At 44.6% G+C, this 12283-nt stretch carries 9 protein-coding genes and 1 riboswitch; of the genes, 6 read left to right on the top strand and 3 right to left on the bottom strand.

Features of this window, described 5'->3' with window-relative positions:
- Positions 1–40: 40 nt before the first annotated feature.
- Entirely contained in the window at positions 41–1144 is a 1104-nt protein-coding gene (locus BSR11_RS13390) for a PEGA domain-containing protein (RefSeq protein WP_072670840.1), read from the bottom strand.
- A 425-nt stretch (positions 1145–1569) separates the two neighbouring features.
- On the opposite strand from BSR11_RS13390, the gene BSR11_RS13395 reads away from it, so the two are divergent.
- The 6 genes from BSR11_RS13395 to BSR11_RS13420 all read left to right on the top strand — a co-directional run bounded on the left by BSR11_RS13395 (position 1570) and on the right by BSR11_RS13420 (position 10581).
- Entirely contained in the window at positions 1570–2382 is an 813-nt protein-coding gene (locus BSR11_RS13395; RefSeq protein WP_072670841.1) for an AraC family transcriptional regulator, read from the top strand.
- A 357-nt stretch (positions 2383–2739) separates the two neighbouring features.
- Complete coding sequence (gene putA / locus BSR11_RS13400) at positions 2740–5859, top strand: bifunctional proline dehydrogenase/L-glutamate gamma-semialdehyde dehydrogenase PutA (RefSeq protein ID WP_072670842.1); 3120 nt, start codon at positions 2740–2742, stop codon at positions 5857–5859.
- Between the two features lie 23 nt (positions 5860–5882).
- Positions 5883–6581 (top strand): 1-pyrroline-5-carboxylate dehydrogenase, encoded by a 699-nt coding sequence (locus BSR11_RS13405; protein ID WP_072670843.1) that lies wholly within the window; start codon positions 5883–5885, stop codon positions 6579–6581.
- A 66-nt stretch (positions 6582–6647) separates the two neighbouring features.
- Positions 6648–8138 carry a sodium/proline symporter PutP gene (gene putP, locus BSR11_RS13410; RefSeq protein ID WP_072670844.1) on the top strand — a complete coding sequence of 497 codons (1491 nt, stop codon included), beginning with the start codon at positions 6648–6650 and terminating at the stop codon, positions 8136–8138.
- 172 nt (positions 8139–8310) lie between these two features.
- A riboswitch (FMN riboswitch) is annotated at positions 8311–8451 on the top strand.
- Between the two features lie 106 nt (positions 8452–8557).
- A complete protein-coding gene (gene ribB, locus BSR11_RS13415) occupies positions 8558–9214 on the top strand; it encodes a 3,4-dihydroxy-2-butanone-4-phosphate synthase (protein WP_072670845.1) in 657 nt (218 codons plus the stop codon).
- A 179-nt stretch (positions 9215–9393) separates the two neighbouring features.
- Positions 9394–10581, top strand: coding sequence for a DEAD/DEAH box helicase (locus BSR11_RS13420; protein WP_072670846.1), 1188 nt, complete (start codon positions 9394–9396; stop codon positions 10579–10581).
- Between the two features lie 93 nt (positions 10582–10674).
- Here BSR11_RS13420 and BSR11_RS13425 read toward each other — a convergent pair whose 3' ends face one another.
- Entirely contained in the window at positions 10675–11412 is a 738-nt protein-coding gene (locus BSR11_RS13425; RefSeq protein WP_072670847.1) for a transporter substrate-binding domain-containing protein, read from the bottom strand.
- 132 nt (positions 11413–11544) lie between these two features.
- The gene (locus tag BSR11_RS13430) at positions 11545–12282 is read right to left on the bottom strand and encodes a substrate-binding periplasmic protein (RefSeq protein WP_072670848.1); all 738 of its coding nucleotides are present in this window, start codon (positions 12280–12282) and stop codon (positions 11545–11547) included.
- Position 12283: the final 1 nt, after the last annotated feature.

A 12283-nucleotide genomic window follows, 5' to 3' on the forward strand; every position in this document is an offset into this window, starting at 1 on the left:
TTTGTGAAATCAGACCAGAAAACGAGTCGATTTACAGGAATTAATCGTTTCTACTAGGGCGAAGTCTTACCCAAATAGTGTCATTTCCGTTGATTGTGACGGTTTGATTATAGGTTTCAAATCCGTCTTTAGTCACAGAAATTTGATGACGTCCTGCGGGTAAAACGACTTCCACAGGCGTACTGCCGTATTGTATACCGTTAATAGTGACGGAATCATGATATTGATCTGAACGAATGGTTACATTGGCCCACTGTTTTTCATTTTTGCTATTGACGGTTTCAGTTGCATTTTTTAAGCAATAGCGACTAGATACGTTTAACAGTTTGCAGGCGGCAACGGCTTCTGGACGTGCTTGTAGCTGAGCCTGAATATGAGTGAAATACTCGTTGTTCCCTTCAAATCCACTACGGATCACTTGGCTTTCTTGAACGTGAATATTGAGTTCAACGCCACGCAGATTTTGCTTAGCGATGACCGATTCAGTCAAGTTATCAAGTAATTGCTCTCTGAAGGTATTCACAGCACGCTGACGAGTCAATTGTTGACCTTGATTGGCACACTCACCCAGCGTCATACTGGTCGAACACGTAGTCCGAAAGCTTGCTTCTAGCACGCGACTTTGACGCAGCTCAGCTTCTAGGCGCTTAACTCGTGCATCAATCTTGCTCTCTTGCAAGTTAGTGAATTCGGTTTTCAAACGAGCATGACGCTGCTTCATTTGAGATAAACGCATATCACTTTCTGTCATCGCTTGCTGATTAGTAAGTTGCTCCGATTGGTTTTGTTTCACATCGGCCCAAGCTTGCTGATAGCGCTGTTGAAAGGTGACTAAATCGGTGTCTGGATCTTCAAGAAGGCGATTATACTGTTTGTCCAGAGCAGATTTTGCCCGGTTTTGCCGTGCATTAAGCTCATCACTTTCACGTTTTAAACGTGCCTGTTCATTTTTAAGTTGTTGAAGTTGAGCTCCTTCCGCTTCAAATTCTGCAGCGATAGTGTCAATTTCACTTTGTTTAATGGTTATTTTTTCATCGATGGCGGCCACAGGATCAACCTGTGTAACTTCTTCCGCGAACACCGATGCCGATACCCACAGAGGGCTTAGCGCAAGCAGTAGCGCTGGGAGGTGATATTTGATCATTAGGTCCCTGCAACAATTAACATAGCCACATTATAGTGGAGAAAGACAAACTTTTGACAGCGTTATCAATACGCTGGCTCATCGCAAAAAATTCTCATCCTGAAGGCACAATTGTATACAAAATCTAGTGAGTAGGTTACTGATTTTGTATCTTTTATAAATGTACTTACTCCATTTTGAGCAGATTCTTGAAATATGCAAGCACCGATTTCCGATCTGCTTTAACGTTTTTTAATTGGATACTCATTGACCGTAATTTATGTGCACTTGATCATTGTTCCGAGGCATTAAATGAATGGTTCGGGAGCTAATTTTATCTTTCGTTTACGGTCTTGATACGGAGATGAGACTTATTTCACTATCAAGCTTGGTTTCTGATAAAAATGTTATAACATGCACAAAGGTCATCCCATGGTGCAGTGCTCATGAGTCAATATTTAGTGAAGAATCCAGAAAGAGCCAAACTTTTGTCGCCTCGTCCGGCGGAGTTAATTACTTTACCCGCTTATATGGATTGCCATGATCATAGTTACACACAAATTGTGATTGGCTTAAAAGGTCAAGCGGATTTCGAAGTGTCTGGTGTCGGTAATATTGTCGGACCTGGACAAGGATGTGTCGTAACTTCTGGTACTGGGCATGCTTTCGGTGCAACGGTAGGACAATCGGACATTTTGGTGTTGAATTTGCCCTTACCCCAAGGGGATGATCCTTTAACGTTACAGAGAATCAATGAGCTGGCACGTAGCGACATTTATTTTCAACTCGATAAGCAGATTCAAAAACTTATTCAAATGTTAGTGCTGGAAATGCACGCCAGCCCAGACGATTTATTGCTCAGTCGAGCATGCAGTGATACCGTGGTTGCTTTATTGTTGCGTCACATCTCGGCATTTGAGGTGCATCGTAAAGAGGCGCGTTTTGATTTAGAGGCGATCGATCGCTATATCGAACAGCATTTAAGTCGACGCATTTCTGTCGCTCAGTTAGCTGGCAGTGTTTATTTAGGTGAGAGTCAATTCCATCAATTATTCAAAGAGCAGCTGGGCATCACCCCTCATCAATATGTGTTGAGTAAACGAGTGGATATGGCGAAACAACTCCTTGAACAAGCTCGATTTACTTTGGGACAAGTTGCCGAGTTGACCGGTTTTTCTAATCAAAGTTCGTTCACTCATACTTTTTCTCGTTTACAAGGTATTTCGCCTTCTCAATACAAAAAGCAGTGTAGCCGATAAGTCTCTTGTTACGCGTTGCGAACTCGTATTAAGCCAACAACAGCAGCAAGACTAAACGTTGGTCTTGCTGAATTCCTCATCATCGATTCGATAACACAGCGCGATTATGTTTTCCTAGGCATCGATTACTGTGCATTTAACGGCATATTGACGTTGTTTTTTTGAAAAAATATCAGTGATTTTGCTTTTTCTTATGACCTTAATTGCTGTGATTTTGTTTTTGTTTTGTTAAAAAGACGAGTTTTTCACAAAAATTCCGGAGTTTTTGACAAGTATTATTGATGCGCTCAAAATACACTGCTTGCCATTGACTGAAATCCGAGCCACATCCCTCGGATAGGAGATTGAGGAAAACGCATGTTTACAGCAATAGATGTGTTGAATCCCAAATTTATTGAGCAACCGCTTAGTAAGCTTTGGGGACAGATCTCGCCACTTTATATGGTGGACGAGTCTCAATGGCTAACCCAATTATTGCCTTTGGCAACGCCTAGCGATGAAGAAAAAACGTTAATTACCACCAAAACAACACAGTTGATCACGGCGATCCGCCAAGACAAAAAATCGGTACAGATGATCGATGCACTGCTTCTAGAGTACAGCTTAGATACTCAAGAGGGGATTTTATTGATGTGTTTGGCGGAAGCTCTGATGCGTATTCCAGATGCACCAACAGCCGATGCATTTATTAAAGACCGATTGTCGATTGCGGATTGGAAATCACACCTAAAAAATTCGGATTCTGTATTTGTTAATGCTTCAACCTGGGGCCTGATGCTGACTGGTAAAGTGATTGGCTTGGGAGAAAACCAAACGCAAAGTCCGACTCAAGCGTTAAACCGTTTAGTCAATAAACTTTCTGAACCTGTGATCCGTAAGGCCATGCACCAAGCAATGAAAGTCATGGGTCATCAGTTTGTACTTGGGCGTACGATTAGCGAAGCGCAAAAAAATGGCCGCGTGATGCGCGATAAAGGTTATACCTATTCGTTTGATATGTTGGGTGAAGCGGCGTTAACCACCAGCGATGCCAGCAAATATTTAAAAGATTATTTAATGGCGATTGAAGCGGTTGGCCGCGACCAGTATGGGTTGGATACTAGCCCGGCGCCCTCGGTCTCGATTAAGCTATCGGCGTTGCACCCACGCTATGAAGTCGCTAACCAAACTCGCGTTATGGATGAGCTATACCAGACTCTGTTGCAGTTATTAGTCCGAGCGAGAGAATTGGATGTCGCTATTACTATTGACGCCGAAGAAGCCGATCGTTTAGAGCTGTCGTTACAGCTGTTTGAAAAATTGTACAGCTGTGAACACGTTAAAGGCTGGGGCAAGTTTGGTTTAGTGGTTCAGGCGTATTCTAAACGTGCTTTACCAACGTTGGTTTGGTTGACCGCGCTTGCCAAACAACAGGGTTGTTGTATTCCCGTCCGTCTTGTTAAGGGGGCTTATTGGGATAGCGAGATTAAATGGTCACAGCAGCGAGGCTATCAGCGTTACCCAGTGTTTACTCGTAAAGAAGCCACCGATGTTTCTTACTTAGCTTGTGCTCGATTCTTATTGAGTGATGGGGTTCGTGGTCATATTTTCCCTCAGTTTGCAACTCATAATGCTCACACTGTATCGGCAATTGCGGTAATGGCGAGCCATAAAGATTTCGAGTTTCAACGTCTGCATGGTATGGGTGACGGCTTGTATCACCATGCCATCAAAGCGTATCAGCAATCGGTACGTATTTACGCACCTGTTGGTAGCCATAAAGATCTGCTGCCTTATCTCGTCCGTCGCCTATTAGAAAATGGCGCGAATAGCTCTTTTGTTCATCGTTTAGTCGATGCACGCTGTCCGGTTGATAGTTTAACTCAGCATCCGGTTGATGCGCTATTAGCGTTCGAGACGTTACATAACAGTAAAATCCCACTGCCGCCACAGATCTTCCCTGAACGCAAAAATTCAGATGGGATCAATATTGATATTCAAAGTGAAGCGCAACCATTTGAACAGCAAGTACATCATTTTTTAAGCCATCAATGGCAAGCCGCTCCCATTGTTAATGGCCAGTCACTGTTCGAAAGCATGATCAAGGAAAATATGGCTCCTGTAGCGGTCACCGCTCCGTATGACCGCCGAGTTCATGTTGGACAAGTCTACCATTCAAGCCATGATCATGTTTCCGAAGCGATAGCCATTGCTCAAGCCGGTTTTAGTCATTGGCAGCAAACGCCAGCTAAGCAACGTGCTGAAAAATTGCTTAACCTAGCCGATTTGTTGGAGTCGAATTTAGCCGAGCTGTGTGCGCTTTGCCATCAAGAAGCAGGTAAAACCATTCATGATGCGATTGATGAGGTTCGCGAGGCGGTGGATTTCTGTCGTTATTATGCGAATCAAATTGGCGGTTTAGCTCCATTCACGATGGACGGTTTTGATGGCGTAACTCGTCAAGTTTCACGTCAAGGATGTGGTGTGTTTGTGTGCATTAGTCCATGGAACTTTCCGTTAGCGATTTTCCTTGGCCAGATCACGGCCGCGTTAGTGGCAGGCAATACGGTGGTTGCTAAACCCGCGGAGCAGACCAGTTTGATCGCCGCGCGTGCTGTTGAACTAATGCTTGAAGCTGGCTTCCCCCATTACGCTATTCAATTTTTACCCGGTCGAGGCTCTGAAATAGGTCATGCGTTGACCTCACATCCTGCGATTGCTGGTGTGGTGTTCACAGGATCGACAGCGACTGCTCAGCGTATCAATCAAACACTGGCTGAGCGAGAGTCTAAGCCTGTACCTCTGATTGCTGAGACGGGAGGGCAAAATGCGATGATCGTCGATAGTACGGCTCTGCCCGAGCAAGTGGTGCGCGACGTGTTACGCTCGGCCTTTGCCTCGGCTGGTCAACGCTGCTCAGCGTTACGGGTATTGTTTGTGCAGCAAGATATCGCAGATCGCGTGATCAGTTTGATTCAAGGCGCTATGCAGGAGCTATCGGTTGGCATGCCTTACCTGCACAGTACCGATGTCGGGCCAGTGATTGATGCAAAGGCAAAACAAGGTTTAGAGAAACACATTGCTCACATGAACCAGACTCAGAAAAAAATTGCTCAATTAACGTTAGCTGATGACTGTCAATATGGCGATTTCGTAGCACCGACTGCGTTTGAAATCTCAGGAATTGATTGTTTAAGCGAGGAGCAGTTTGGGCCTATTTTGCATATTGTTCGCTACCAAGCGAATGAGCTGGCTCAGGTGGTGCAGCAGATCAACGCGACAGGTTATGGCTTGACGATGGGGATTCATAGCCGCAATGAAACCACTTATCGTTGGATAGAGAAGCATGCTCGAGTCGGTAACTGCTATATCAATCGCGATCAAGTTGGTGCGGTGGTTGGAGTGCAGCCATTTGGTGGGCAAGGACTATCTGGCACTGGTCCGAAAGCGGGTGGGCCACATTATTTATATCGTTTTACTCAAGCACAATATAGCTAGTCGATAAAACTAAGGAGTCATTTATGGTACATCAAGTCACCCGTTTTACCGATGCTTTCTCAGCTTGGGAAAACTGGAACTTAACCGATTTCGATTTTAAATGTGAGTGCTTACTGTCATTGAAATCATCGTTAAAAGAAAGTATGCCTGGATTAGCCAATGTAGTCTCTTTTCACCTTGAGCAAGCCAGTGCATTACTGGCGCGTTCACACTCCTTGATTGGTCCTACGGGCGAAACCAATGAACTGTATACCGCAGGGCGAGGAGTCACGCTACTTATCCAAAATGACGTGAGTATAACGGCTAAGCAAGCATTAGTGGCCCAGTTATGCGGTGCGTTGGTGGCGGGCAATAGCGTCATTATCTGCAGTGATGACCGAGAGCTTATAGCAGCCTTAACGGAAGCTAATCAGCAGTCGTCCTTACCGATTAATTTACTGCAGTTTAGCCCATTGGATGCGTATCAGGCATTAATTGAATCAGACATTCGCAGTGTTGGCTACGTTGGCTCTGCCTCGTTTGAACATCGCCTTAATCGCCAACTTGCTCAGCGTACTGGTGCCATTATTAATCTTGTTTCAGAAACCGATCTCACCACGATTCCCGTGGCACACGATCCACACTTATCGCTGCGTTTTATTACCGAACGTACGCGCACTATAAATATAACAGCAGTGGGTGGTAACGCGACGCTCTTAGAGTTAGGCAACGAAGCCCATTAATCCTGACCCTCCTCTTGTTAAATAAGAGAGGAGGGAAAGCGATCTTAGTAAATAGAGGAAATATCAATGGAAAATAGCTTTGCTATTACGACCACCTTCATTATCTATCTGATATTGATGTTGGCGATCGGTGTGTTTGCCTATCAGCGAACCAAAAACTCATCAGACTACTTTCTAGGGGGCCGTTCTCTTGGGCCATGGCCAGCTGCGCTCTCGGCTGGGGCATCGGATATGAGTGGTTGGTTGTTATTAGGTTTACCCGGCTACGCTTATGCGGCAGGGATTGAAGCCTTTTGGCTCGCGGGTGGCTTACTCTTGGGAACATGGGCTAACTGGTTAATTACAGCAAAACGGTTACGCACTTACAGTATTACCACCGACGCCCTGACATTGCCTGAGTTTTTATCGCGGCGCTTTAATGATAAATCGAAACTGATTCAAACCATCTCAGCCTTTTTCATTTTGTTATTTTTTCTTTTCTATACCAGTTCAGGTTTAGTCGCGGGTGGTAAATTATTTGAAACCGTCTTTGGGATTGATTACACCACGGCGGTGATCATTGGCACGATTTGCGTGGTGTCCTATACCTTATTTGGTGGTTTTCTGGCCGTATCTTGGACCGATTTGGTGCAAGGTTTATTGATGGCAGCGGCGTTGCTGATTGTCCCGATCACCGCAATGAATGGTGGCTTTAGTCAATTGAGTTCAGATTTGAGCGCTATTAACCCGCAATTATTGACTCTATGGGATGATATTCAAGGTAAGCCTCTTTCAAGTATTGCCATTCTCTCCCTCGTGGCTTGGGGCTTTGGCTATTTTGGTCAACCACATATTTTGGCACGTTTTAAGGCGGCTCGCTCAAACAAAGATTTAACTACAGCGCGTTGGATTGCTGTATTTTGGACGGCACTGTCGATGTTTGGAGCGATGTTAGTGGGTTTAGTTGGCCTAGTTTATGTTACGCAAAATGGGTCGATTCAGCTCGATGATGGTGAGCGAATCTTTATGCTGCTGGTGAACGCGGTGTTTCATCCAGTCATCGCCGGTATTCTGCTTGCGGCGATTTTAGCGGCCATCATGAGTACGGCGGATTCACAATTACTCGTTTCTTCTTCAGCGCTAGCAGAGGATTTCTATAAGCAAGTTTTCAAACAAGAGGCGACTTCAGAAGAGATCGTTAAAGTAGGGCGCTTTTCCGTTGTGCTGATATCGATTGTTGCGTTAGTGTTAGCGATGACACCGGATAGCTCGGTGCTTGGCTTGGTGTCTTATGCGTGGGCGGGCTTTGGTGCCGCTTTTGGTCCAGCATTGGTACTTAGCCTTTATTGGTCGCGTATGAATCGCAATGGTGCTCTAGCTGGAATCATCACCGGTGGCGTGACAATTGTGGTCTGGAAACAATTGACTGGCGGTTGGTTTGATGTGTATGAAATCGTTCCTGGGATACTCTTTTCAACCTTAGCGATTGTGGCTGTTAGTTTGCTCACTGGTGAGCCAGAAGATACGGTTAAAGCGCAGCACAAAACCTTTCAAAAGAATTTAGTTGAATTAGATTAAACTTCGTACAGACTAACGTTATTCAGCCCCATGTTGATCATGGGGCTTTTTTTTATTGCGTCTACATGTCTCAAATCTGGCCGCTTGTCACTTTGCAAAATGGGTGCTACGTATTACCATAGCCAGTGTTAAGTCAAAGGGATACCTTGGATTTGACGTTAACTCATTACTTTAAAATTCTCAGGGCGGGGCGAAATTCCCCACCGGTGGTATGCCTATTAGGGCCAGCCCACGAGCGCTCGATTCGTCGAGGTCAGCAGATCTGGTGAGAAGCCAGAGCCGACGGTTATAGTCCGGATGAGAGAGAATGACAAATACGCCAATAGTGTCTAGCGAGGATTTACTGAGCTTGCCATTATGGTGCCTTTCGTTTTGCCTCATAAAACTGCCCTGATTCTGGTCATTATTAGGAGTAAACCATGAATCAGTTGTCACTACTTGCCGAATTTGGCGATTCAATCACTCGAGTAGAAAATGCGTTACACGCTTTACGTGAAGGGCGTGGTGTTTTATTGCTTGATGATGAAGATCGTGAAAATGAAGGCGATATTATCTATTCTGCAGAAAAGTTGACCAGCCAACAAATGGCGTTGATGATCCGCGAATGCAGCGGGATTGTCTGTCTATGCTTAACCGATGAGCAGGCCAATAAACTCGAACTGCCGCCGATGGTCTCTGTCAATGACAGCAAAAACCAAACCGCGTTTACCGTATCGATAGAAGCACGTCATGGTGTGACGACGGGAGTGTCCGCTCAAGATCGTGTGACCACGATTAAAACGGCGATCAATCCACAAGCTAAACCGGATGATTTAGCTCGCCCAGGTCATGTTTTTCCTTTACGTGCTCGTAAAGGAGGCGTAATGACGCGACGTGGCCACACCGAAGGCACGGTAGATTTAATGCAAATGGCAGGATTATTACCCGCTGGCGTGTTATGTGAGGTAACCAATCCGGATGGCACGATGGCAAAAACCCCAGAGATTGTTGCTTTTGGCCGTTTACACAATATGCCCGTTTTAACCATTGAAGACATCGTTCAGTATCGTCTTATCGCACAGCAAAAACTGGCGTAATCGTACGATGTCATTTCAGGTTTAATAAGGGATGACGCAAGTGTAAAGCCTTTATACTGAGGCGCTGTTGAGAGTTTGAAACCGCTAGTCTCGAAATCTCAACAGCGCCTCATTGTTCATGTTAGAATGAACAATATTGTAGTACGTTTTGTTCTACATCATCTTATTTAGAGTCTGCTATGTCATTTACACAACTTGGGCTAAACGAAGCACTGATCAAATCAGTCGCTGAGCTTGGTTATCAAACTCCAACCACCATTCAAAAACAAGCCATTCCGGTTATTTTAAAAGGCCAAGATCTGATTGCCGCTGCGCAAACCGGGACCGGTAAAACGGCCAGTTTTGTGCTACCAATTTTAGATAGATTAATCCAAGGGCAGACTCAGCGTAAAAAACGTATTCGCGCGCTGATTTTAGTCCCGACTCGTGAGCTTGCCATCCAAGTTGCGGATAATGTCAAACAGTATGCTCAATACACGCCGTTAACCAGTTTGGCGATGTATGGTGGTGTTGATGAGCAGGCACAAAAACAGCAACTGATTGAAGGCGTAGATGTTCTGGTTGCTACCCCCGGACGACTGCTTGATATGTACGCTCAACGAGCGGTACATTTTGATGAAATTGAAGTGGTTGTGCTGGATGAAGCGGATCGAATGCTCGACATGGGCTTTATTGAAGCGATTAATAAAATCATTCAACGTTTACCAACTGAAGCACAATTTTTACTTTTTTCCGCAACCTTATCGAATAAGGTTCGTGAACTGGCTAAAACTGCGGTCGGTGAAGCTCATGAGATCAGCATTGCAGCGAACCAAGCGTCGAAGTCGAATATTACCCAGTGGCTTATTACGGTAGATAAAGATAAAAAGTCTGCATTATTGAGCCACTTAATTCATGAGTATCAATGGGATCAAGCGCTTATTTTTATCGAAACCAAACACGGCGCTGCCAAATTGGCTTCACAATTAGAAAAAAGAGGGATTGCCGCTGAAGCGTTTCATAGTGGTCGCAGCCAAGTGGTACGCGAGCAGCTGTTAGCAGATTTTAAAACTGGTAAGATCAAATATTTAATTGCGACCGGTGTTGCCGCGCGTGGTATCGATATCGATGAATTATCCCGAGTTATCAATTACGATTTACCTTTCCCTGCTGATGAATATGTTCATCGTATCGGACGTACTGGTCGAGCTGAGGCGAAAGGTGAGGCGATCTCTTTAGTATCGAAAGATAATTTTAAAAATTTATGCATGATAGAGAGCCGTTTAGGGCATTTGATTGAACGACGAGAAATTGCAGGATTTGAGCCTAAACATCCTGTGCCGATATCGATTCTAAATTACGTGCCGAAGCACAAACGCACTCAATAAAAAATGCGGCTGGTGGATTGTTTCTACCAGCCGCATTTTACTCATATCCGCTCTCTGTTTTTTTAATGCCTTAGACGCAGGTCTATAGACTGATTAATCGAGAGCGATCCCATACTTAAGCAGTATTTCGTTAAAAGTACCATTGGCTTTGATTTGTGCTAACCCTCGATTAAAGGCTTCGATGTACTCGAGAGCATTGGGATTGGCTAGCCCAGAGGTAACATGAAGTGAGTTAGCGGATAAACCACTCGTGGTAAATCGATAGTTATTGGCATCCAAACCATTGTCACTCATTAAAGAGCGAGCGACTAATTCATCTTCTAAAGTGACGTCGATCCGGCCTGCTTCTAAACGGCGTAAATTAGAAATTAAATCATTGGCTTCTGAGCGATTAAATAGCGTTGAATTTAAAAAATCGTCGCCATATCCATAACCTCGAACAGTACCTACGCGTTTACCTGCGAGACTATCAAGACCGCTATATTCAAAGGCATTCGTGGGTAGGGTAATAAACTTTATTTGGTTGTAGAGATAATGATCGCTATAAGCCAGAACGCTGGTTCGCTGTTCGGTAAACCACGTTGCTGGTAGCAAATCAATATTGCCTGCTTGAACCTCTGCCAGTGCCCTTGCCCAAGGCATAATTTGAAACTCCAGTTGATAGCCTTGCGTTTCTAGAGCGGCGCTGACTAATTCAATAGAAAGTCCATGAGGAGCCTCTGAGGTGACAAACGGTGGCCATGGATCTTGCGCTGCTGTGAGAGTTTTCGCCCAGCTTGTCCAGCTCAGAAAAGTAAGTAATACGGTTAAACAAAGTGATGTAACTTTCATACGAAGACCTCATTATCCTAATAAAACACTGGTGTCGTTTGAGTAGGGAAAACGCCACTTTGTATCCAAGGTGATCACTTGAAGAGATTGAAGAAGTATTCTCTTCAAGTGATGAAGTACGGATTGATAGTATTAACGATAACCGGCAATAATTTCATCGAGCTTACCGCTCTCTTTGATGAGATTAATTCCGTTTTGCAGTTTTTCGACATACTGATCATTGGTATTGTTATGGAACGCGAAGTAGGTTTGCGATTCATGTAATACGTAGACGATTTCGTAGAGACTGGGATCGATATTTTGTTCACGCATAATAAATACACCGACATTATCGCCATAAGCCCACAGATCGATGCGATTAGCATCCAATTGTCTGGCGACCATTTCTGGTGATGCGGAAGGTCTTAACGCATTAGGATTGACCTCTAGATTGCGTAGCAGTTGCTCACCGATATCTTCTCTGACTACACCCACGCGATAATTATTAAGATCGCTCGGTGTGGAAATTTTGATACCTTTGGCTTTTGGTGCCCAGAGCACGACTCGACTTTCAACAATCGGTCCAGCCCATTTAAAGAGGTTGTCTCGAGCTTCAGTACGTGTCATAGAAAAGAGAACGGTATTTGGCGTTTCTAGCGCTGCAGCGTAACCTCTCGCCCATGGTTGAAGTTGTACGCTTTCGCGCTTGACAGGGTCATTGACGGCTTCTGAGGCTGATTCAAGCACATCAATAGCGATTCCCGTTAATCTCCCTTGTTCTTCATAGTTAAAGGGAGGGTAGATTTCAGTAATAAAATTTAGATCGTTTAAGCTTGATGCAAAACTGTAAGAAGATACGGCCAATAAACTGGCGGTGATAATTGACTTCATG

The sequence above is a fragment of the Vibrio injensis genome, from assembly GCF_001895205.1.
Lineage (GTDB): Bacteria > Pseudomonadota > Gammaproteobacteria > Enterobacterales > Vibrionaceae > Vibrio > Vibrio injensis.